The sequence below is a fragment of the Bacillus sp. FSL K6-1012 genome (assembly GCF_037964915.1).
GTDB classification, from domain to species: Bacteria; Bacillota; Bacilli; order Bacillales; family Bacillaceae; genus Bacillus; species Bacillus halotolerans.
In genome coordinates this window covers 579,528-601,695 of record NZ_CP150175.1, presented here as the reverse complement: position 1 = coordinate 601,695, position 22,168 = coordinate 579,528, and the positions used below count along the sequence as shown (strand labels likewise).

Below are 22,168 nucleotides of genomic sequence, written 5' to 3'. Positions count from 1 at the left end.
CGGTATTTGTTTTATTCTCCTATCAGCAATGATATAGGTTCCGTCTTTATATGTATTCATAGATTAAGCTTAAGACGAAGTTTATGCAACAATAAAAAAAGACTCGGACAAGCTATTATAACAACGACAATAGATGTTTATGTTTCCCCAACAAACAAAGAGAAACTGCTGACCGTTTAAATGACTTACAGGTTAGGTAAGTCCGGCAGTAGACAATTGCAAAACAAGCACAAAAAAAGACCAAGGCAGTCAAAACCCTTGGTATCAACTTAGAAACAACCATCAGTTAAGGTGATAAATTAAGATGAAACAAGAAAAAAGCAAACGCTTTTACTTGATTTAATAATATTTTTCTATTCCTATGAGAGTATTTTAGCTTTATCCTAAACTTAAAATTCTTTTTATTACATTAGGAATAACAAATGACCGTTTGATTTCTTTATTTACTTGTATAATGTCTTTTTGTGTTTTCCCATTCTCTTTCCAAGTAACTTCTACTGTATAATCATTATTCGTATTTGGTGGATCTCCCATTATCGCTACTGCTACTTCTTTAGCATTCTTAGGTTCATCTGTTGCGTCACCTGATGCCTCAACAACACCATTTTCTTTAAACACAACCTCTTTTATTGAAAACTCAGAATCCCTTTTCCATGTAATATGAACCGCCCATAAGCCTTGCCTTGCAAGATCTATGTCTTTTTCAGGAGAATAGATAACACTCCATTTTCCATCTCTTGAATTACCCTTCAATATAGGAGGTTGGTGGATGCCGGCATAAATAAACCAAGCTAAAAAAACTAGCATTGCAGCAAAAAAAATAATTGTTAAAATAAACTTACTTTTTTTCATTTTTAACTCCAATCTTTCTATGTAATAAATAGGATGTAAACTTATTATATTCTAATATGAATAATTAATAGTAACATTAGGATATAAACTCATAGAAAAGATTGGACCAATGAAAGGATTTGAAGCAGATTCTTTGTTATCTGAAGCTTAAAATCGAGCAAAAGATTATAAAGAATTTGAAAAATCAAATGATAAAGCTAAGAAAAGCATTGGAGACTGTTGCTGATTTGCATGACAATGAGTTCTCTGGCAAAGGAGCAACAGCATTTTATCACGATCATGTTGGTGATCAACGGAAGGCCTCTTTCCTCGACATTAGGGATAAAGCTTTTCAATAAAAGCAACTATTCTATTAAGATTTAACTTCTTTATTCCTATCAATTAATAAGGTTACTACAACACTACTTATGCTGACTAACGTTCCTAAAACAGAAACAAGAATGGTCGAAAAGCCATTGGGAATAAGAAATCCAATTGGAATCATCCCCAGAAAAGTGAAAACGATAAAACATTGATATACTCCAGATATTATTCTTACAACCATGTTACCAAAAAAGGACATGGCTAATGGAGGGATGAATAAAAATACAACGATCCCAATGGATATCATTAAGATCATAGGCTCATCAAATGAAATGACATTATCTCCAGGGGAATCTTTAGCAGCCACTAGTATAACAACTATAGATATCATCAGTGTGAGTAAAACCAGAAAAAATCTTTTTAACATCGTTATGACTCCTTTTTTTATAAATGTGACTATAAACGGGTATCCTGCCTTTTTTCATTTTCATAACCATTTTATATATTTAATAAAAAAATATGCAGTCGTCAAAACGCAGCTATCAATAATATTTATCACCACTCACTATTTAGACATAAATTTACATAATAGTAAATAACCACATTATATTCATATGTGACATTGCAATGCTTTACGTTTTTCTTTGCAGCTTCAAAGAATTTAAAAATTGTTCCTAAGCTCTTTCATATTTTCTAAAGAATCGATCAGGTTTCCTGCTACAATATATTGACAACGTGAACAGTTTCGTACACTCTAAAAATTTCGAGTGCACGATTTGCATCATTTATGGAGAAATACGTTTGTTTCATATAATATACATAAGACACTTTGAAAAAAGCCGGAACAGGACTTTTGACAAATGTGTGGATTGTTTTTCTTGCAGCCAGTACCATGCGTCATAAATATCAAAGGAGGCAAAAACAGTATGAAAATCATTGTTACCAGTATATTCGTACAAGACCAAGACAAGGCACTGGAGTTTTATACAGAAAAACTGGGGTTTGTAAAAAAGGAAGACGTTCCTATGGGGAAATTCAGGTGGATAACACTTGTTTCTCAAGATGATCAAGATGGAACCGAACTTTTACTCGAACCAAATGAACATCCTGCCGCTAAGGAGTATCAAAAGAAGATATTCGCCGAGGGCTTCCCAGCAACAATGTTTGGCGTTACAGATATACGAAAAGAGTACACACGATTAATAGAAAAAGGCGTGAAGTTCACTATGGAGCCGACCATAATGGGAGAAGTCACAATAGCTGTCTTCGACGATACATGCGGCAACCTTATTCAGATCATACAGAAGTAACTTCATGACGTTCTTATATTAACACCTAATAGTCAAAACGATTAAAACAGATTTTACTTTGATATATAATGATCTTGGAATCATTGGCTCATTTATCTATACTCATAAATTATAATGGCGGTGGCTTATTATGACTCTGAATGAAATAATTGATTACTGCCTGTCTTATCCAGACACCTATAAAGACTATCCTTTTGGTGAAGGATGGACTGTGATGCGTCACAAAGGTAATAAAAAGTTGTTTGCGCTTATCTTTAATCTAGATGGTCATCTATGCATCAATCTTAAATGCGAACCTGAGCGCGCCAATTTTCTGCGCAGCATCTATAAGGAAGTGAAACCCGGTTATCATATGAATAAAGACCACTGGAATACCATTATTTTAGATGGTGCCCTCTCGAAAGAAACTCTAGGTGATATGGTACAACATAGTTTCGAATTGACAAAGCCGAAGAAGTCTCATAGCTAAAACGAAAAACTGATCTATGTTAATTAGTCGAGGTTTCAGGATATACACGGACCAATTGACCTTTCCTTTATTGGAAATAATACACGTTCCGTATTGTTTTTGCTTGATCTGATTTATTAAAAAAAGTTATTGACAACAAAAATATTATCATGTTATTATTAAATATTTTGATTATCCACCTCCATGTATGGTAAGCTTAAGAAGGTTACCATACATGGAGGTGGATAATATGTTTCAAATTGGCGATAACATTGTTTATCCAATGCACGGAGCAGGTATAATTGAAGCCATAGAAGAAAAAGAATTTTTAGATGAAAAACAACAGTATTATGTCATAAAAATGTCAATCAGTAATATGACAGTTATGATTCCAACACGTAAAATATTGAGTTCAAGTATACGACCAGTTACTGATATACTTGCATTAAAACGCATTATACACATTTTTCAGCATGGAGAATCAGATAGGTTACTGCCGTGGAAACAAAGGTATCAAGTAAACACGAACAAAATAAAAACGGGTGAAATACTCGAAGGTGCTGAAGTCGTACGTGATTTAATGCGTATGAAGAAAGAAAAAACACTTAATTCAAGCGAAAAAAAAATGTTGGATAATGCATATGAATTTTTGATCAGTGAACTGGAAGTAATTAAAGGAATCACTGAAAATCAAATAAAAAGCTTCTGTTAAGGTTGATATTACATTCCAAAAACATTCTGAATTTTTCAGGAATATCATGATTAAAAGTAAATCATTTCAAAGACGTTCAACTTACTTTTAGAACATTAACCTCTTTTGTTATACCTACAATCTAATCCATTTTTATGATTTACATTTCTTCTACGAACATTTGAAGTTTTATCAAAAAATTCGAAAAATAATCGCTTGATTTTTGTACCTGATTCACACTGGCACGGACAAGGAGCCGTAAGGATGGAAGAGAGGTAGGGCTTTCATTGTGTTAGGTATATCTAATTGATTATTTCTAGAAAAAAATCAATCAATCTCCCCTCTTATCTTTAAGAATTTCTATATCCACTGCGACAGTCACGAGTTAAAGAAACCTACTTCTAATAAGGATCCGTCTTATGAAAAAATTGAAGTTGGTGGAATTTTTGTAGATGGACCAGCTGTTATTTTAATTAATCAACAATACATAAAGATTGTTGAATGAACGAAGAAAAGGATGATTCTTTACGAAAAGGAATGATCCTTTTTGTTTACTGCTGGTCATGAATTAAAAAAAGAAGAGTGTCGGAATGATCATGGTTGACTCCCGTTTAGCGTGGCGCTTTTGGCGGTTGGTACACGACACATGTAGAGTTGGCTATTATTTTTAACATTTCGTGAAAGTTTGCTTCCTAATAAGATGTAGGTGTGTTCGAAAAGAAATAAATAACTTATATACATTACCGCATATTGTCAATCCAGTATGTTATACTTGTAAAGAAACCTTTGAAGCGTTAAATCTTTTTCTATTACCTGTACCATCTCCCTACTCGAACGTTGAGTAGGGTTTTTTATTGAGTTTTATACAGAGAACGCAAAAAAACAGGCCCCTATATTAAGAGCCTGTTTTTATCAACGAGTTTAGATTAAGAAGCTTTTTGAACGTTAGCAGCTTGAGCTCCACGAGCACCTTGCTCAACGTCAAACGTTACTTTTTGACCTTCGTCTAACGATTTGAATCCGTCACCTTGGATTGCAGAGAAGTGTACGAATACGTCGTCTCCATTTTCACGTTCGATAAATCCAAAACCTTTTTCTGCATTAAACCATTTAACTGTACCTTGTTCCATTTTTGTTGCCTCCTAGTGTGTTACCACACATTTTAATTACTATCCCTGCCCAAAGTATCATCAAGACGAAAAGTCAATATTCATACTATCCTTTACACGAACAAAAATAATCTTTCTTTATCATAGCACGAAACGGAAATAATGGCAATTATATTATCGTTTTAATCATGGCATATTTGATAAAGGTCTACGGTTTGATCCCCCGTGAAAATGAATCACGAGTGTGTACTTCATTATTGATTGTTAAAAAATTTCTTAAAAAGCTCAGCTGTTTCTTGTTCAAGTGCAAGATATTCTTTTAAAAGCAGGGCTGTTCACTAGTAAAGCTTTGTTTCTACAGACGTCTCCAAACTGTCACTCATTGTTTAGTCCCGTTTGCCAAGAATACTTGGACCACAAATCATCTTCCTTTTCTTCATTACCACTTTCCAAAGCCTTTTAATCATTTTGACACACAACATTCAATCCGTATTTACGGTAGTATTTCCTTACTTGTAATGTTTTGCTCCTCAATCAAGGTTCACGGTCGAAATAAACCGATTCCCACAGGTTAGTGAAAAAAGAATGAATAGTATGTAATTGTATTCGAAAAGAAAAATAAATAATTTATATACATTCCGCATATTGTCAATCCAGTATGTTATACTATAAACAAACCTTTGAAGCGTTAAATCTTTTGCTATTACCTTGTAACATCTCCCTACTCGAACGTTGAGTAGGGTTTTTTATTGAGTTTGATTATTATACAGAGAACGCAAAAAAACAGGCCCTATATTAAGAGCCTGTTTTTCTATAAACGTTTAAGATTAAGCAGCTTTTTGAACGTTAGCAGCTTGAGCTCCACGAGCACCTTGCTCAACGTCAAACGTTACTTTTTGACCTTCGTCTAACGATTTGAATCCGTCACCTTGGATTGCAGAGAAGTGTACGAATACGTCGTCTCCATTTTCACGTTCGATAAATCCAAAACCTTTTTCTGCATTAAACCATTTAACTGTACCTTGTTCCATTTTTGTTGCCTCCTAGTGCGTTACCACACATTTTAATTACTATCCCTGCCCAAAGTATCATCAAGACGAAAAGTCAATATTCATACTATCCTTTACACGAACAAAAATAATTCTTCTTTATCTTAACATGAAACGGAAATAAATGCAAATTAATATTATTGTTTTATTTATGGCATTATTTGTTAAAAATGCAGAATAAGAGGCCTTCATTAACGATGGTTTGAAAACACCTTGAAAATGAATCACGAGTGCCTTCAGCCCTTTTTCTTTGCTTAATCGTACTTCATTATTGATTGTTAAAGATTTCTTTACAAAGCTCAGCTGATTCTTATTTAAGTGCTACAAACAGGGCTGTTCACTGGTAAAGCTTTATTTCTGCAGATGTTTGCAAACGTTACTCATTGTCTCCCCCCATTTGCCAATATGCTCATAAAAAAATAAAACTTGATCTCAAATCATCTTCCTTTTCTTCATTACCACTTTCCAAAGCCTTTTGAATTAAGCAACTAGAAAATTCAAGGTCTTCCAGCTTACTTTATTTTGACTCTCAAAAATCAATCCATATTCTACACTTGTAAAGTTTGTTCCTCAATCAAGGTTCACGGTCTAAATATATCGATTCCCATGGGGGAACAGGAGAGAGTTTGGTCCGATAAAGAGATGGGTATAATCTTTATACGACTTTTGTTTCCTGGCTGTCTCTGCTAATTAAGATTTAATTAAGCTGGAAATCAGTTTCACATTTCCAATCATTTTACAGAGGGATTGGAAAACCGATTCATTTAACAGCTTTTGAAAAGGATCCTTAGCTGGCTGTCGAGTTATAACAAAACCATGATACGTATCATATATGGAGTATGACAGCTGGGACTTCAAAGGGAATAAAACGTTTTCTATACTGAGCTTAAGAACATTAGGAAGGGGAAACTTTAATATATGAGTAAAGAAAACCTAAGGACTTTGAGAAAACTGGTTACCCCTTACGAAAAGTCCGATTTACAAAAAAGTATTTGGCAAATCATTAACACATTGGGACCATTTTTCCTGTTATGGTTTTTGGCATATAAGAGCTTGTCGATTTCTTATTTTCTTACATTAGCAATTTCTGTCGTTGCGGCAGGGTTTTTAGTGAGAACCTTCATCATCTTTCATGATTGCTGCCACTATTCCTTTTTTAAGAACAGAAGGGCGAATCGAATCCTTGGAACAATAACAGGAATTCTGACTCTGCATCCTTTTGATCATTGGGCACACGATCATTCTGTCCATCATGCGACAAGCAGCAACCTGGACAAACGCGGTACAGGCGATATTTGGGTACTGACCGTTGAGGAGTATAAGGAAGCCTCAACCAAGACAAAAATAATGTACCGTTTGTACAGAAATCCGTTTGTCATGTTTATTATTGGGCCGATTTACGTCTTCGGGGTGACCAATCGTTTTAACCGTAAAGGGGCAAAACGCAAAGAACGGATGAATACGTATGTAACGAACCTGGGGATCGTCGTTCTCGCAGCACTTTTATGTTGGGCTATCGGCTGGCAAAACTTCCTGCTGGTTCAAGCACCAATCTTTATGGTATCGGGATCCCTCGGAATTTGGATGTTTTATATCCAGCATACGTTTGAGGATTCTTATTTTGAAGAAGATAAGCATTGGGAATATGTAAAAGCAGCAGTGGAAGGAAGCTCTTTTTATAAGCTGCCAAAAATCATGCAATGGCTAACAGGCAATATCGGTTTCCATCATGTTCATCATTTAAGCCCGAGAGTCCCAAACTATAAGCTTGAAGAAGTACATAACAGCACTGAACCATTGCAAAACGTTCCGACCATTACACTGGCAACAAGTCTGAAGTCGTTAAAGTTCCGCCTATGGGATGAAGAAGGCAAAAAATTTGTTGGTTTTAGCCATTTAAAAAAAGCTCCTAAAAGCCAAGTATCAGTGCGGCTAAAAACGGATTAAATAAACTCCCCTTAATCGAGATAAGGGGCAGTGTATCTTGCAAAATAAAAGTGCAGACTCGCGCAAAGGTTTTGTGCAGAGGTCAGCACTTTTTTAATGCCAGGATACACTTGTAACAAAAAAATAATACCAAAGGTGATTAAACCCTTGGTATTATTGGGATGCGGCCGAGAGGACTTGAACCTCCACGGGTTATTCACCCACTAGCCCCTCAACATAGTAAATCCATATCATTGATTATGAAAGCTTGCTTTCATTACACTTTCTAACTCCACTTTACATCATTTCTATAAGTTTATATAAATATGGTTAATAATTGGTGAGCAAAAAAACACCCTATACTTCCCCACTTCTCCAAATCTCATTATAAATTGATTTCATATTCGTTCCCTCTCCTAAAACAATCAAAACTACAGAGCCACTATCTTTCTCGGTAATTGAATTTACAAAAAATCTTTTTTATATCGAACGGCTAGATAGATTGCTGAAGCGAAGAATGCAATAGAATACTTAAATAAGAAGAAAACTTGCCACATATATTCTTTTGGGAAAATCAAGTCGCACAAAATTAGTGCATATAACATACAGAGGCAACCTTTTAAAGCGATTTGGTTTGTTCTCTCGTCAGTCTTACCCATTTTTTTATGAAATACGATTGTCAGAATCAATCCGACTACAAGCAATACAAATCCGCTGCCAATGAGAATACTCCAATTTCCTTGAGAATGTTCAGCCCAGGACTTTAAAGGGGAAAAAATTGCGTTAGTAATAGTATCTGAGATCGAATTCATTTTCATTTTTGATCATTTCCTTTCTCATAAGTAAAAATCTCGTTTACATCCACATTAAAAAATTCGGCAATTCGAAAAGCTAACAGAAGAGTCGGAACATAATTTCCCTTTTCCATTACAAAGATGGTTTGTTTGGAAACCCCGACTTTCTTTGCTAATTCTTGCTGAGACAATCTGGCAAGTACACGATATTCATAAACCTTATTTGAGATCGAATCACCAAAATCTTTCTTCATGACCATCACCTCTTGAGCCAAATTATAAACTGACGTTATACAAAAGTAAAGTAAACTTATACAAAAATATAAAATACCTTTATGTTTGCCTAAATTACTTTGATTTAACATGAACCAGAATACAGAAAGAACCTGACGAAAAAGGCTGACGAAAATTCGTCAGCCTAATCTTTGATATTCAAGATTACCTCAAATACGTTTTCCATAAATGATATATCGCTTTGGAGCATTTCCAATGTATGAAAATGGATAACACGTAGTTAGAATGAGCTCCTCTTCACTATGCTGCAGCGTAATAATGGAAGTATCATTTTTATCGACAATTTTCATGTTCTCAATCTTATACTGAAAACTTCCATAGGGCAGCTTCACCTTTAATTGATCACCTTTTTTCAGTTCTCCCGTTCGGCGGAAGACGGTATCCCGATGCCCTGATAGAACAATTTGTCCGTTTTCATCTGGATAATAACTGCCTTTGTAGTGGCCGACTCCTTTTTCCAGATCATCCGCATCGGTTCCCTCTACAATCGGAAGCTCTGCGTTGATCTTTGGAATCTCCAAAATGCCAACTGCCTCTCCAAACTTAGGCTTAAATTCTTCTTTATCTGAGCCTACATTATTTCCAGAAGGGCTCTTTAGTGCAAGTTTAGCCTCATCTAAAGTTTGTTCTGTCTTATGACTGATGTCCACCACTTCCCAGACTCCGTAACCTATAAAAACGAGTCCGGCAATAATGATGAATATAGGAAGATATTTCTTCATGCAACATCAGGCATTTCTTTTTCTTCTAAAGTACCAAAATGCAGTTCCTGCTACTAACAATACCAAACCAACAAGGATCAGATTATACGTATTTGTTGCTGTATTTGGAAGCTCATTTCCTGATTCTGTTCCCTGATCTTTGTTTGGATTATTAGGCTTGCTAGGTTTTACAGGTTCCTCTGATTTATCAGACACAGGAGGATCCTTCTGTTCGACAGTAATATCTACTTTAGGCTTATCTGGTTTATCGATACCGCTGCCTTCTACAGTTGCAACGTTTGTAATTGTTTTACCTGAATATTCGGACTCAATTTTCGTCTGGAATGTCACAGTCCGCCACTCAGTGTCAGTGACGTCACCAAAGTTGGCAGTGACTTTACCGTCCTTGATTGTTGCTTTTCCTCCGTTGCTCGCTTTCAAGCTGCCTTCGACATATTTCAATCCTGCCGGAAGTTCATCTGAAATAACCAGATTTTCTACTTTACCGTCGGATACTGTGTTCCGTGTCTTAATCGTGTAAACAACAGTGTCGCCTGCTTCGTATTTCTTTTTGTCTGTGTCGAGATTCTTCGCTGTTTTTTCAGATTCTAAAACAGGATTTCGCGGATATACCTTCACTTCATGGCTCGGTTTGTCAGGAGTCTTGATATTATCGCTGCTGACACTTGCAGTGTTGACGATATCTTTTCCTGCTTGACCAGACTTCACTTTTGCTTCGAATGACACAGAGTGCCACTTCGTATCGGTCACATTGCCAAACTCACCTGACGTCTTACCGTCGGCATAATATCCATGATCATCGTCTTGATCATCACTTACCGCTGTGCCATCTACTTTCAATGTTCCCGAAACATATTCTAATCCTTCTGGAAGAGAATCCGAGATAACAAGATTTTTGACAAGACTGTCTTCAATCGTGTTTCGGGTTTGGATTGTGTAAAGAAGCGTGTCGCCCGATTCCGGGTGGTCCGCATCTTTATTTCCCTCAGCTTTTTCCTTAATGGAAGCTGTTTTCTTCGATTCTAATTTTGGATCTTTCGCATCCACTTTGATGTCTGTTCCGGGTTTATCCGGTGTGTCGATATTGCCGCCGTCAACGGTTGCCACGTTTTTAATCGTTTTTTCCGCATATCCGGACTCAATTTTCGCTTGGAATGTCACAGTATGCCATTCCGTGTCAGTGACGTCCCCAAAATCAGCAGATACCTTACCGTTTTCAAAACTTCCTTTGCCCTCATGGCTTACTTTCAAACTGCCTTCAATGTACTTCAGACCGTCTGGAAGTTCATCTGAAATAACGAGATCAGTTACTTTACTGTCCGCTACTGTATTTCTTGTTTTGATCGTGTAAACAACCGTATCTCCCGCTTCATATTTCTCTTTATCTGAATCGAGATTTTTTACTGACTTTTCTGACTTCAAAACTGGATCTTTCGGAGTAACTTTGACCTCATGGCTTGGTGTATCCGGTTTATCAGTATTGTCACCGCTAATGCTAGCCGTATTGACAATATTTTTACCTGCTTGACCAGCTTTTACTTTCGCTTCAAATGTAACAGTATGCCATTCTGTGTCAGTCACATCGCCAAATTGGCCCGACACTTTGCCTTTAGTCACATCACCTTTATCGTCGTCTTGAGCATCTGTAACCGTTTTATCGTCTACTTTGAGTGTTCCAGAAACATATTCGAGTCCTGCTGGAAGTTCATCAGAGATGACGAGATCAGTAACTTTACTATCCGCTACTGTATTTCTTGTTTTGATCGTGTAAACAACCGTATCTCCTGCTTCATACTTTTCTTTATCAGAATCCAGATTCTTTGCTGTCTTTTCTGATTCTAACACTGGATTTCTTGGATAAACTTTGACCTCATGGCTTGGTTTGTCTGGTTTATCAATATTGTCACCTGTGACGCTGGCAGTATTCACAATTTTCTGATCAGTTTGGCCAGCTTTCACTTTCACTTCAAAAGTAACAGTATGCAATTCCGTATCAGTCACATCACCAATTTGACCCGACACTTTACCTTCTGTCATATCGCCTTTATCATCATCTTGGGCGTCGCTGACTGCTTTATTGTCTACTTTTAAAGTTCCAGAAACATATTCGAGTCCTTCTGGAAGTTCATCTGAGATGCCGAGATTTTTCACCAGACTGTCCTCAACCGTGTTTCTCGTCTGGATTGTATAAAGAAGGGTATCTCCCACTTGTGTCTGATTCTCTTCTTTATTGCCATCTGCTTTCGCTTGAATACTTGCTGTTTTCTTTGACTCTAAGACAGGATTCCTCGGATAAACTTCAACTTCATTTTTCGGTTTATCAGGAGTTTCCATGTTACTTCCAGTAATGCTAGCCATATTTTGAATCGTTTCGCCAGCTTGGCCGGGCTTCACTTTCGCTTCAAATGTAACAGTATGCCATTCAGTGTCAGTCACATCACCAATTTGGCCTGACACTTTGCCAGCTGTCACATCGCCTTTATCATCGTCTTGAGCATCACTGACTGCTGTACCGTCTACTTTTAAAGAACCCGAAACGTACTCTAATCCATCCGGAAGTTCATCTGAGATGACGAGATCTTTCAGCAGACTGTCCTCAATTGTGTTTCTCGTTTCGATTGTATAAAGAAGTGTATCTCCTACTTCCGGATGTTTCTCATCTTTATTGCCCTCCGCTTTTGCCTGAAGGCTTGCGGTTTTCTTCGATTCTACATCCGGTTTTCTTGGATAAATCTCGGTATCATTGCTCGGCTTATCTGGTGTGTCGATGTTACTGCCAGTAACGGTAGCCGTGTTCTTAATCGTTTCACCCGCTTGGCCGGCTTTTACTTTTGCTTCAAAGGTCACGTTATGCCATTCCATGTCAGTCACATCGCCAATTTGGCCTGACACTTTGCCATCTGTCACATCACCTTTGTCATCGTCTTGAGCATCACTGACTGCTGTACCGTCTACTTTCAGGGTGCCTGGAACATACTCCAGTCCATCCGGTATCGCATCTGAGATCGTAAGGTTTTTCGCCTCACTGTCTTCTTCAGTATTTCGAGTTTGTATTGTGTAAAGGAGTGTGTCTCCAACTTCAGGGTGATTTGGGTACTTGTTTCCTTCCACTTTTTCCTTAATTTCTGACGTTTTCTTTGACTCTAAGGCAGGGTTCCTAGGATAAACTTTGACTTCACTACTCGGTGTATCCGGAGTGACAATATTATCTCCTGAAATGCTTGCCGTATTGATAATATTCTTTCCTGCTTGGCCAGACTTCACTTTAGCTTCAAAAGTAACGCTGTGCCATTCAGAATCGGTCACATTCCCAATCTTGCCTGATACTTTGCTGTCAGTATATTGCCCTTTATCATCATCTTGAGCATCACTAACTGATGCACCGTCTACTTGTAAAGTGCCCGGAACATATTCTAAGCCTTCTGGCACCGCATCTGAAATGGTAAGGTTTTTCACCTGGCTGTCTTCAACGGTATTCCGCGTTTGTATCGTGTAAAGAAGTGTATCTCCCACTTCTGGGTGATCCGCATCTTGGTTTCCATCCGCTTTTGCCTTAATAGCAGACGTTTTTTTTGATTCTAGTACAGGATCTTTAAAAACAACCGGAGTTTTTACTTCATTCGATTCGGTTTGTTTATTCGTATTCGTTAATAAACTGTCATAGTTTATTTGCGCTTTGTTAGAAATTTCCTTACCGGCATAACCTGCCTTGGCTTTCACTTTAAACTGTACATTCATCCCATTAGGCAAGTCGTTCGTGTTAGGTAAATCTCCTAATGTAATATTTACTTTATTGCCATCAAAGTTGCCTTCATCACCATCGGATGCATCAGTTAAATTCTTTGTTGTCGAACCATTAATTAATTTTAATGATCCCGGCACATATTCAGTTCCCTCTGGAATTGCATCGGAAAAGCTTGCATCAGCAGCAACGTCTCCGCCTTGGTTTTTGACTTGAACTGCATATGTTAATTCATCTCCGGGATGCACCTCACCCTGTGGAGAGACCGACTTATTTGCCGTCACACATGGTTCTGTACCCAGGAAAATATCATCTAAAAAGTTTCCGTTTCCTATGCTTCCACTGGCTGAACTCACCGCTTCAAAACCGAACCGGGTTGTAGTCTGTCCTGCTGGTACAGTATAAGAACCTGTGTGAGTTCCCCATCCTGTTTTCCCATCAGACATTTGTTTTTGGGCGACAGTATCGTACGGGTTCTTAGTCGCTGCTCCAATGCGAACCTGCATGGTGTCAACCCCTGCCCGCCCCATGTGGGATAGACGCCAATAAATGGTTTGTCCTGGCGTTGTCTTCACATCTTGATACAACATCCCGTTTTCCGTGGCGTTTAATTCCGCCCACCGCTTTCCATCAGGAGGTGCAGAATAATACTTTGCACCAGAAGGAAGATTCTGAGCATGGTTCCATATTTCAATTACTTTATAGCCAGATGCATCATCAGTCGTCTTCCAGCCAGGAACCTCGGATTCGTAATAATAGATACCCGAACCATTGACTGCAGATCCTCTCGCAGCACCTTGCTCAAAGCTTCCATTAATCAATGTGACTGGAGCTGGACAAGTAGTATCTGCACTTTGAGTTACTTCTGGATTTTCTTCAGCATGAATATGATTTGGCAAAACTGTCAATACATTGCCAGTAACCAATAGCAAAACTGCAAAAATCACCAGGGTTTTCCTAAGATTCAGTATGTAAGTTTTAGGCACAAAGCCCTTTCTCATAGACTCCCACTCCCACTATTTAATTGTTTTATGAATCTATCCCCCGATAAATTTTCATAAATCGGAATATTCGTTCTTTATATGACCTCCTCTCGAATTAAATATATATAACAAATAAATCTTTTACAATGTGACAAAATATTCATATATTTGTCATAAAATAAGGTTATATTGCAAAAAACATCAAGTATTTGTAGTAATTTGTAAAGATTATTTTGTCCTTTTTTGTGTAAATTTGTCTAATTTCCTAGATATAAGTGATTTGTGTATATAACTCTCATATAAGTCACATCGTGATTGTTAAAAAACAGGAGGTATGAAGAACACATCATCAATATAGAAAGATTTAATAACTCTGATGCAAAAAAAAAGAAGATACCAATATAGTTTGGTATCTTCTTTGTTAGTTCGATTCCCTCAACATAGTAAAAACATATCATGAGTTACAAAAGCTTTTATTCAAAGCATCTGTTTATTTTATTTATACTTATTTTCATCATTTTTCATGAATTCTGGGCACAAATTGGGCACCTATTAGAGACCAAGGAACTCTACATATCATCAAGAAATATGTACTCATTGCCCTGCTGTCATTAATGTTAAGCCCTCGCTCTATGCCCCCCTGCATTCAGTATTCGATGTAACTTTGAAATAAAGTTTGATTAAAATCTATTACAAACCCTATTTTCACAACACATAATTTGTTTCAGCTTCCCTCGCGAATACCGGATCAATGCTCAGCTTTAAGATAGTCAACCAATTTCTCCGCACTGTTCTTAACATCTTCTTTTGAAAGGTGAAGTGTCCCATATTGTGTAAACGCAGGAAGAAAACGCATTCCTATATAGTTAGCAGTGACTTGAAACGGTCTGATAAGCTCGCTGATCGTGATATTATAGTCTCCGCCTGCTTGATAATCAGATTCCTGTGCGCCTAGGGAGATAGCTAAGAGTAGTTCTTTTCCATGCAATTTCGTTCCTCCAGTTCCAAAAGCCCAGCCATGTGTTAACACATCATCTTCCCATTGTTTGAGTAACGCGGGACTGCTGTACCAATACATTGGGAACTGAAAAACGATACGCTCATGATCTAACAGGAGCTGCTGCTCTTTTTCTACATCAATGATAAAATTAGGGTATTCACCGTACAGGTCATGAACCGTAATGTCATTCTCTTGCTTTAAACGATTCATCCAGGTTTTGTTGACAACAGACGTTTCCAAATTAGGGTGTATAACGATAACTAATGTTTTCATTTGACTGATCATCCTTTCTTCGCCGATTAGTTATTATTGCTTTTACGATAATGAATTGATTCTAATTTTAAAATAGCCACTTTATTTACACTTATTTTATCATTTTTCATGAATTCAGGGCACTAATTGGGCACCGATTACATTTATAGTCCAAAAAAGCTTAATCTTTTAAAAAAGATTAAGCCTTTTTAGTACCCTCATGCGCCTACCCTATCTGCAGCCACTTTGACTTCTGTACTATGATCATTTTGCAAATAAGTTATTGAAAATACACTACTTAAAATCACTGCTGCCAATAGAATCCGGCTGATTTTCATTAATAATCTCCCCTTTTTTAATTTTTCGTCTTGCTTCAATGCTCATACGATAATATTCATTAGAGAGCATTAAATTTCCTTGTTCATGAAAATAAAGAATCAATCAGGTTTCCTGCTACAATAAATTGACAACGTGTCTACTTAGGTTCTTTAAATGTATAGCAAGTTATATAAAGCTTATGCTTTTTCCTGATTCCCTTTAAAATACCAAATAACTACTGGAATAAGTAACAATGATAAAACGGCTCCAGAAATTGATAGTATTGTATAACTAGAATGTGCAACAACCATTCCTGACAAGACTCCACCCGCTGCTCCTGATAGTGCTACTAAGACATCGAATGTTCCTTGTATTTTTGCACGTAGAGATGGATGTGTTGAATCTATAATGAGAGCAGTTCCCGTTAGTAAACCAAAGTTCCAACCTACCCCTAGTAATACTAGAGCTAGGATTAGTAATGATAATGCGTCTGCCGGTGCAATAGCTGCCACCAATCCAGCGGCAAGAAGTGTAGCACCTGAAGCAATAGCCATAGTAGTCCGACCAAACTTATCTACTAATAAACCAGTCAATGGTGAAGGAAGATACATCGCTGCAATATGGAGCCCTATAACTAATCCCACTTCGCTCAAACCATGACCGTGATGTCCCATGTGAACTGGTGTCATTGTCATAATAGCTGTCATGATTAGTTGAGCTAAAATCATAATTACAGCCCCTACCATTATTCCTTTTTTGTTTATGGCACGATTTTTTAGACTTCCTCCTATCTGTACTTTATCGTCTTTTTTCTCAGCATTCGCAATAGCTGTTGATACAAACAGCGGATCTGGACGAAGAAAAATTAAGAGAATAAATCCAGCAATTATAAAAGCTGCTCCTGACATGATGAACGGACCAGCTAAATTGGGAACACCAATTGAATCTGCAAATTCCCCCATTGTATTAACTAAGTTAGGACCTACTACAGCTCCTAAAGTAGTAGAAACCAAGGCCATACTTGCAGCAGTTCCCCGTTGTTTCTCATTTGCAAGGTCTGTCCCAGCATACCGAACTTGAAGATTAGAAGCCATACCTGCTCCATAAATAAGAAGGGCAACAAATAATAGGGCAACGCTGTTGATTAAAGCCGCAATTATTACACCTATAGCCCCTAATCCACCTATAAGGAAACCCCCTGCAAGTCCGGCTCTACGGCCAAAACGTTGTGAGGATGCTCCTATAAGTAGGGCAGCTACGGCAGATCCAAAAGTAAAGAGGGCAGTTGGAATTCCTGCTACATTTTCCGATCCTATCATATCTTGTGCAAGAAGCGCCCCAACTGTTATCCCAGCACCAAGTCCTGCTCCCCCAAAGATTTGAGAAAAAATCAAGATTTTTAATGTTTTTTTATAAAGTTGGTTTTGTTTTTCTGGTGAATCAATATAACCTTGTAACCAAACTGGCTGCTGAGTTGATATATTTGTATCTTTTTTTGTCATTACCATGAATTCTACCTCCTAACGACATATCTTTGTTGCTTTTCAAGTTTTTTTGTCATCATTGGAACATTCCATTTTTGTTATTCCGTATATTTTGGATTTTCCATATATTTAAAATTTAATTATATTCATCATTAGAAGAAGCTCATGATTAGTTTTTATAATTATGAGCTTCTTCTATTTCTTATTTTTAAATATGAAACAAGACAATATTATTTGTCGGTGTTCATATTAAAATGTGTAAGACTCGCCATCTTCTGGTACTAAAATATTTCTTGAGAATCCTTTTTCTTTACTAAAGTTTTTTAATTCTTCTCTAGATAGTGTCCAATGGTTAACAGCTTCCATATGAACAGATATAATCTTAGCATGAGGAGCAGCCTTGTGAACTTCATAGATGTCTTCTTTTCCCATGATGAGTGAACCTAAATCTAATCTTTGATTGTCTCCACCATTAACCACAATGATTTCTGGTTGATGTGTATGAATCTCGTCTTCGATCGCATCATACCAAACTGTATCCCCAGCTACATATAAAACTTTTTCACTTGGATGCTTGAATACTAATCCACAAACTTCACCCATTAAGTTTAATAACTCTTCTCCTCTGCCATGTTCACCTTTTGTTTTTACTAATTGGATCCCTTCAAAAACAGTGTCTTGTTGTAGTACTTCTACATTTTTGAAACCACTTGCTTTTACTTCTTTTGCATCTGCTTCATTTTGAACAAACATTTTGATGTTTTTTGGCAATACGTTTTTTGCCACATCATCAAAGTGATCTAGGTGTAGATGAGTAACAATGACTGCATCTACGCCATCCAGAATGTTATCAATTGATGTTGGCAAACTCACCAAAGGATTATATAGATCTTGTCTGATCGTTTCAGGGAAAGTAGCGTACGTACCTTTCTCTGCTAACATAGGATCTATTAAAAATTTTTTATTTGCGTAATTTACAACAATTGTTGCATTTCGAATTTGTGTAATATTCATATTTACAACTCACTTTCTTTTTTATTTGTCTTACTTCGACAGAGTTAAGTGTATAATATCAGCAGTGTTCAAATACATAGATAAAAAAAAGTGTTTTAACTCTTTGACTTTATTTTCGAAAGGAATTAACGTTCAAATACAGATAAAAAATTATAGAGAAAGTATGTCATAATTGCCAAATTACAATGAAGTTCTGGGAGAGAGTACATTTAACATAGCCAGCAGCTGCAGTTCCATATGTATAAAAAAAGCCCTAGCTTGGTAAATTTCATATCCAAACTAGGGCTTTTTTAGAGCAGATATATATCATGTTATATGACCACACATCTCCGTTTTATAAAGTTAACTATTTACCAATAACAATCGACACTTTATAGTTTGCATGTTTGTTTAAATCATTTAAAAATTGATCTAATACCTCGTTTGAGGGAAATTTACATTCAAGCAAATAGCAACCATCTCCACTAACTTTATAATTGTTTATGACATAGTTACCTTGTGCTTCTATAAAAGCTAAATAAGGTTGATGATGGATTTTTTCGATATAAATATTAAGAAAAGCATGTATAGAGAAGCCTAATTTCACTTGGTTCACTTCAATACTACATCCTTTTATTATGCCATTGTCTAATAACTTTACAACTCTTGATGCGGTTGCTGGTGCAGTGAGATGTACTTTTTCCCCTAATTTTTTCATTGTAAGGCGACTATTTTTAGACAGCTCATCAAGTATTTTTTTATCTGTTTCATCAATCATTTTCTTGTATCCTTTCTGAAAAAATAAGATGTATTTTTACATAGTTTGTTCGCTGTACAATTTTTTATGTTTGCTTAAAACTTTATAAATAAAGTGAAATTGTGAAATCACTTTATTTTTCCTATGTATTGATCGATTGAGAAAGTATATATTTATTTGCATACAAATCAAAAGAGGAATGTACACCATTTAATATGAGACATTTATTTAAAATGTTTTTCCATTGAGTTTGTATAAGTTCATTATTTTTAGAGGTGAAATTATGAAAAAATTTGATATATCTGTTTTATCAGTTGCTCCATTAAGACAAGGAGAAACAATGAAACAAGGGATTGATTCTGCAGTATTATTAGCTAAAGCTGTAGATCATATGGGCTATAAACGGATTTGGTTTGCAGAGCATCATAATCACGACGCTTATGCAAGTGCAGCAACCGGATCAATTGTACAACATATATTAGCAAATACAAAGGACATTCGCGTAGGTTCAGGAGGTATTATGTTGCCAAATAATTCCCCATTAATCGTAGCGGAACAATTTGGAACACTTGAAACATTATATCCAAATCGTGTAGATTTGGCATTAGGACGCGCACCTGGAACGGATCAAAAAACGGCCGATGTGATTCGTCGTTCCAACCATAATGGAGTGTTTTTCTTTGAAAGAGAAGTAAATGATATTTTGCGTTTTGTTGGGGATAAGAGTATGCAGGGAGAGGTTCGCGCTTATCCGGGTATTGGAACGCATGTGCCTGTTTTTGTGTTAGGATCCTCAACGGATTCAGCAGAAATTGCCGCAAAGCTTGGTTTGCCCTATGCATTTGGCGCTCAATTTTCACCTCATGCGATGGAAGAAGCACTCGCTATTTATCGAGAACATTTCCAACCGTCTTCTTATTTACAAGAGCCTTATGTGATCGCTTGTATTAATGTGATTGCAGCAGAATCTATGGAAGAGGCATCTTTTATTTCTGCAAGTCATTTGCAGGTGTATATTGATATCTACACAAATAATTTAAGTAAGCTTATTCCACCCACTGAAAACTTCCTAGAATCGTTATCACAGTTTGAATTAGAAATTCTCCATAGCCGACTGGGGTATACAATCATGGGTGATTCAGAAACAATTCGTCGCGAAATAATTGAATTCCAACAAATGTATCAAGCAGATGAATTAATTGTGTTGTCTAATATTTACGAATTGAGCAAGGAAATTCAGTCTTACGAGATTTTAAAACATGTTGTGGATGAGTTGTTTGAATAAAGAATGGAGCAACTTTAGAAGTCGAGTCAGTTGTATTAGCTTATGTTCTTCAACAATCGGGTGCAATTGTTGAACAAGAAAGAAATGGGTAATGCATATTAGTCATATATAATATGTGTCACCCTTTATTTTTTTGAACGATTAGGACATAGTTCCGTTTCTTTTACAATGAATACTTACGGACATCTTTTTCCTAATAAACAGAAGGAAACTGCCGACCGTTTGGATGACTTACTTTAAGTAACTGGTGAGTTTTGGTGAGCAATTCTTCTTCCATAGTCTTATTTTCCGCATAAAAAAAATAATACCAAAGGTGTTAAACCCTTGGTATTATTGAGATGCGGCCGAGAGGACTTGAACCTCCACGGGTTATTCACCCACTAGGCCCTCAACCTAGCGCGTCTGCCATTCCGCCACGACCGCGTGATAATGAAATTGTGTTTGTGCTGGTTATTAGGCTCTTAACCTAGTAAAACCTATTTGCGTTCACTTTGTAAATAAAGTGCGGGTGAAGGGACTCGAACCCCCACGTCGTAAGACACTAGATCCTAAGTCTAGCGCGTCTGCCAATTCCGCCACACCCGCAAAAAGAGAAATGGTGAGCCATGAAGGACTCGAACCTTCGACCCTCTGATTAAAAGTCAGATGCTCTACCAACTGAGCTAATGGCTCTTACTATTTAATTTCATAAAATAAAAATGGCTGGGCTAGCTGGATTCGAACCAACGCATGACGGAGTCAAAGTCCGTTGCCTTACCGCTTGGCTATAGCCCAACGAAAATGGAATGACCCGTACGGGATTCGAACCCGTGTTACCGCCGTGAAAGGGCGGTGTCTTAACCGCTTGACCAACGGGCCGATGGTTGAGAACTTATATCGCAATCTTATGGCGGAGAAGGAGGGATTTGAACCCTCGCGCCGCTTACGCGACCTACACCCTTAGCAGGGGCGCCTCTTCAGCCACTTGAGTACTTCTCCAAATATGGCTCCACAGGCAGGATTCGAACCTGCGACCGATCGGTTAACAGCCGATAGCTCTACCACTGAGCTACTGTGGAATAATGAGACAAGATTCATTATATCAGGTTTGTCATTCAGAGTCAAGAGGTAAATATTTTTTATTTATCTCTCGTGACGACTTTTATAATGTAACATAGGCTTGCCAGTTTCGTCAACCTTTTTTACGAAAAAATTCTTTTTATTTTCCCGCGGCATTTTCCGCATCTGTATCTGTCAGGATTCATGGCGCGTCTCTTTATATACTGTTGGCCGCAAGCCGTACATATATACCTATATGTTTTGTTGCTTTCTGTTTTTTTCTTTAGAGGCGTACAGAAGCGAGGCGCATTGACTTGCTGGAGAAGCGCTCTGAAATCTTTGTCCCTGTGCTTGTATCCTTTTCCTTCAAGGTGAAGATGATAATGGCAGAGCTCGTGCTTAATAATGCCAATCAGTTCCTCCCTCCCATGTTCAATCAAATATTTTCTGTTCAATTCGATGTTATGAGAGGTTAACAGGTATCTTCCGCCAGTCGTTTTGAGTCTGTCGTTGAAAACAGCCTGATGGCGAAACGGCTTTTTGAAATATGTGTTAGAAATATCCTCTGTAAGCTTTTGCAGCTCTTTGTTATCCATGGTGCACCTCACTAAAAAAACATTGAACGGGACAATTCACTGTTCGCATACAATAGGGTAATCACCGCCCCTCTTATGATAAAAGCTGAGGAGGAATGAGCCTATGCCAAATTGGCTGAAAAAGCAGATGCAAAAAGCGTTCCTTGAAAAAGATAATTACCAAATTAAACTGCTGAATCAATGCTGGTATTTCTATAGGAAAAAACACTGCTCGTAAGCAGT

Annotated in this window: 21 protein-coding genes, 7 tRNA genes and 4 pseudogenes; 9 read left to right on the top strand and 23 right to left on the bottom strand. The window is 37.2% G+C overall.

Annotated elements, in window-relative coordinates:
- Nucleotides 1-378: 378 nt before the first annotated feature.
- Entirely contained in the window at nucleotides 379-852 is a 474-nt protein-coding gene (locus NSS75_RS03185) for a hypothetical protein (RefSeq protein ID WP_339235878.1), read from the bottom strand.
- A 109-nt stretch (nucleotides 853-961) separates the two neighbouring features.
- Between NSS75_RS03185 and NSS75_RS03180 the strand changes: the two are divergent.
- A pseudogene (locus tag NSS75_RS03180) lies at nucleotides 962-1,139 on the top strand (T7SS effector LXG polymorphic toxin); the annotation flags it as partial.
- A 65-nt stretch (nucleotides 1,140-1,204) separates the two neighbouring features.
- On the opposite strand, the gene NSS75_RS03175 reads toward NSS75_RS03180, so the two are convergent.
- Entirely contained in the window at nucleotides 1,205-1,582 is a 378-nt protein-coding gene (locus NSS75_RS03175; RefSeq protein WP_339235875.1) for a hypothetical protein, read from the bottom strand.
- Between the two features lie 208 nt (nucleotides 1,583-1,790).
- Nucleotides 1,791-1,992, bottom strand: a pseudogene (locus NSS75_RS03170) (tetratricopeptide repeat protein); the annotation flags it as partial.
- Between the two features lie 89 nt (nucleotides 1,993-2,081).
- Between NSS75_RS03170 and NSS75_RS03165 the strand changes: the two are divergent.
- The 4 genes from NSS75_RS03165 to NSS75_RS03150 all read left to right on the top strand — a co-directional run bounded on the left by NSS75_RS03165 (nucleotide 2,082) and on the right by NSS75_RS03150 (nucleotide 4,109).
- A complete protein-coding gene (locus tag NSS75_RS03165; protein WP_339235872.1) occupies nucleotides 2,082-2,465 on the top strand; it encodes a VOC family protein in 384 nt (127 codons plus the stop codon).
- A gap of 130 nt (nucleotides 2,466-2,595) precedes the next feature.
- Complete coding sequence (locus NSS75_RS03160; RefSeq protein ID WP_024120329.1) at nucleotides 2,596-2,934, top strand: MmcQ/YjbR family DNA-binding protein; 339 nt, start codon at nucleotides 2,596-2,598, stop codon at nucleotides 2,932-2,934.
- A gap of 229 nt (nucleotides 2,935-3,163) precedes the next feature.
- The gene (locus tag NSS75_RS03155) at nucleotides 3,164-3,625 is read left to right on the top strand and encodes a CarD family transcriptional regulator (protein WP_024120328.1); all 462 of its coding nucleotides are present in this window, start codon (nucleotides 3,164-3,166) and stop codon (nucleotides 3,623-3,625) included.
- Nucleotides 3,626-3,968: 343 nt separating this feature from the next.
- Nucleotides 3,969-4,109, top strand: coding sequence for a BC1881 family protein (locus NSS75_RS03150; protein WP_103672005.1), 141 nt, complete (start codon nucleotides 3,969-3,971; stop codon nucleotides 4,107-4,109).
- A gap of 421 nt (nucleotides 4,110-4,530) precedes the next feature.
- Here NSS75_RS03150 and cspC (NSS75_RS03145) read toward each other — a convergent pair whose 3' ends face one another.
- Both cspC (NSS75_RS03145) and cspC (NSS75_RS03140) read right to left on the bottom strand, forming a co-directional pair.
- On the bottom strand, nucleotides 4,531-4,734 hold the full coding sequence (gene cspC / locus NSS75_RS03145) for a cold shock protein CspC (protein ID WP_010333137.1): 204 nt from the start codon (nucleotides 4,732-4,734) through the stop codon (nucleotides 4,531-4,533).
- A gap of 806 nt (nucleotides 4,735-5,540) precedes the next feature.
- Nucleotides 5,541-5,744 carry a cold shock protein CspC gene (gene cspC / locus NSS75_RS03140; RefSeq protein WP_010333136.1) on the bottom strand — a complete coding sequence of 68 codons (204 nt, stop codon included), beginning with the start codon at nucleotides 5,742-5,744 and terminating at the stop codon, nucleotides 5,541-5,543.
- A gap of 936 nt (nucleotides 5,745-6,680) precedes the next feature.
- On the opposite strand from cspC (NSS75_RS03140), the gene NSS75_RS03135 reads away from it, so the two are divergent.
- Entirely contained in the window at nucleotides 6,681-7,709 is a 1,029-nt protein-coding gene (locus tag NSS75_RS03135) for a fatty acid desaturase (RefSeq protein ID WP_339235867.1), read from the top strand.
- 443 nt (nucleotides 7,710-8,152) lie between these two features.
- On the opposite strand, the gene NSS75_RS03130 is transcribed toward NSS75_RS03135, so the two are convergent.
- The 10 genes and pseudogenes from NSS75_RS03130 to lrpA form a co-directional block, all read right to left on the bottom strand.
- Nucleotides 8,153-8,506: a hypothetical protein gene (locus NSS75_RS03130; protein ID WP_024120326.1), complete on the bottom strand. Its 354-nt coding sequence runs from the start codon at nucleotides 8,504-8,506 to the stop codon at nucleotides 8,153-8,155.
- Nucleotides 8,503-8,736, bottom strand: a complete 234-nt coding sequence (locus tag NSS75_RS03125) for a helix-turn-helix transcriptional regulator (RefSeq protein WP_003240464.1) — start codon at nucleotides 8,734-8,736, stop codon at nucleotides 8,503-8,505. The genes NSS75_RS03130 and NSS75_RS03125 overlap by 4 nt, the downstream gene beginning before the upstream one ends.
- A 189-nt stretch (nucleotides 8,737-8,925) precedes the next feature.
- Nucleotides 8,926-9,498 carry a class D sortase gene (locus NSS75_RS03120; RefSeq protein WP_339235864.1) on the bottom strand — a complete coding sequence of 191 codons (573 nt, stop codon included), beginning with the start codon at nucleotides 9,496-9,498 and terminating at the stop codon, nucleotides 8,926-8,928.
- A gap of 6 nt (nucleotides 9,499-9,504) precedes the next feature.
- The gene (locus NSS75_RS03115; RefSeq protein ID WP_339235862.1) at nucleotides 9,505-14,187 is read right to left on the bottom strand and encodes an isopeptide-forming domain-containing fimbrial protein; all 4,683 of its coding nucleotides are present in this window, start codon (nucleotides 14,185-14,187) and stop codon (nucleotides 9,505-9,507) included.
- Nucleotides 14,188-14,971: 784 nt separating this feature from the next.
- Nucleotides 14,972-15,496: an NAD(P)H-dependent oxidoreductase gene (locus tag NSS75_RS03110; RefSeq protein ID WP_101860325.1), complete on the bottom strand. Its 525-nt coding sequence runs from the start codon at nucleotides 15,494-15,496 to the stop codon at nucleotides 14,972-14,974.
- A gap of 197 nt (nucleotides 15,497-15,693) precedes the next feature.
- Nucleotides 15,694-15,813 carry a phosphatase gene (locus tag NSS75_RS03105; RefSeq protein ID WP_268498518.1) on the bottom strand — a complete coding sequence of 40 codons (120 nt, stop codon included), beginning with the start codon at nucleotides 15,811-15,813 and terminating at the stop codon, nucleotides 15,694-15,696.
- A pseudogene (locus tag NSS75_RS03100) lies at nucleotides 15,770-15,907 on the bottom strand (tetratricopeptide repeat protein); the annotation flags it as partial. The pseudogene NSS75_RS03100 and the gene NSS75_RS03105, both read right to left, overlap by 44 nt.
- Before the next feature lie 83 nt (nucleotides 15,908-15,990).
- Nucleotides 15,991-17,301: an MFS transporter gene (locus tag NSS75_RS03095; protein ID WP_339235851.1), complete on the bottom strand. Its 1,311-nt coding sequence runs from the start codon at nucleotides 17,299-17,301 to the stop codon at nucleotides 15,991-15,993.
- 225 nt (nucleotides 17,302-17,526) lie between these two features.
- On the bottom strand, nucleotides 17,527-18,291 hold the full coding sequence (locus tag NSS75_RS03090; protein ID WP_339235848.1) for an MBL fold metallo-hydrolase: 765 nt from the start codon (nucleotides 18,289-18,291) through the stop codon (nucleotides 17,527-17,529).
- Between the two features lie 346 nt (nucleotides 18,292-18,637).
- Nucleotides 18,638-19,048 (bottom strand): transcriptional regulator LrpA, encoded by a 411-nt coding sequence (lrpA, locus tag NSS75_RS03085; RefSeq protein WP_339235845.1) that lies wholly within the window; start codon nucleotides 19,046-19,048, stop codon nucleotides 18,638-18,640.
- 262 nt (nucleotides 19,049-19,310) lie between these two features.
- On the opposite strand from lrpA, the gene NSS75_RS03080 reads away from it, so the two are divergent.
- Nucleotides 19,311-20,312 (top strand): LLM class flavin-dependent oxidoreductase, encoded by a 1,002-nt coding sequence (locus NSS75_RS03080; RefSeq protein ID WP_339235842.1) that lies wholly within the window; start codon nucleotides 19,311-19,313, stop codon nucleotides 20,310-20,312.
- A gap of 135 nt (nucleotides 20,313-20,447) precedes the next feature.
- A pseudogene (locus NSS75_RS03075) lies at nucleotides 20,448-20,552 on the top strand (hypothetical protein); the annotation flags it as partial.
- A gap of 99 nt (nucleotides 20,553-20,651) precedes the next feature.
- Here NSS75_RS03075 and NSS75_RS03070 read toward each other — a convergent pair.
- The 8 genes from NSS75_RS03070 to NSS75_RS03035 form a co-directional block, all read right to left on the bottom strand.
- Nucleotides 20,652-20,735, bottom strand: a tRNA-Leu gene (locus NSS75_RS03070).
- Nucleotides 20,736-20,815: 80 nt separating this feature from the next.
- Nucleotides 20,816-20,897, bottom strand: a tRNA-Leu gene (locus NSS75_RS03065).
- Nucleotides 20,898-20,908: 11 nt separating this feature from the next.
- A tRNA-Lys gene (locus NSS75_RS03060) sits at nucleotides 20,909-20,984 on the bottom strand.
- 27 nt (nucleotides 20,985-21,011) lie between these two features.
- A tRNA-Gln gene (locus NSS75_RS03055) sits at nucleotides 21,012-21,086 on the bottom strand.
- Between the two features lie 12 nt (nucleotides 21,087-21,098).
- Nucleotides 21,099-21,170 (bottom strand) — tRNA-Glu (locus NSS75_RS03050).
- 29 nt (nucleotides 21,171-21,199) lie between these two features.
- Nucleotides 21,200-21,290: transfer RNA gene (locus NSS75_RS03045), tRNA-Ser, on the bottom strand.
- A 5-nt stretch (nucleotides 21,291-21,295) separates the two neighbouring features.
- Nucleotides 21,296-21,370: transfer RNA gene (locus tag NSS75_RS03040), tRNA-Asn, on the bottom strand.
- A gap of 123 nt (nucleotides 21,371-21,493) precedes the next feature.
- A complete protein-coding gene (locus NSS75_RS03035) occupies nucleotides 21,494-21,946 on the bottom strand; it encodes a SprT family protein (RefSeq protein WP_024120307.1) in 453 nt (150 codons plus the stop codon).
- Nucleotides 21,947-22,049: 103 nt separating this feature from the next.
- On the opposite strand from NSS75_RS03035, the gene cmpA reads away from it, so the two are divergent.
- Nucleotides 22,050-22,163 (top strand): cortex morphogenetic protein CmpA, encoded by a 114-nt coding sequence (gene cmpA / locus NSS75_RS03030; RefSeq protein WP_003225207.1) that lies wholly within the window; start codon nucleotides 22,050-22,052, stop codon nucleotides 22,161-22,163.
- The last annotated feature ends 5 nt before the right edge of the window (nucleotides 22,164-22,168 follow it).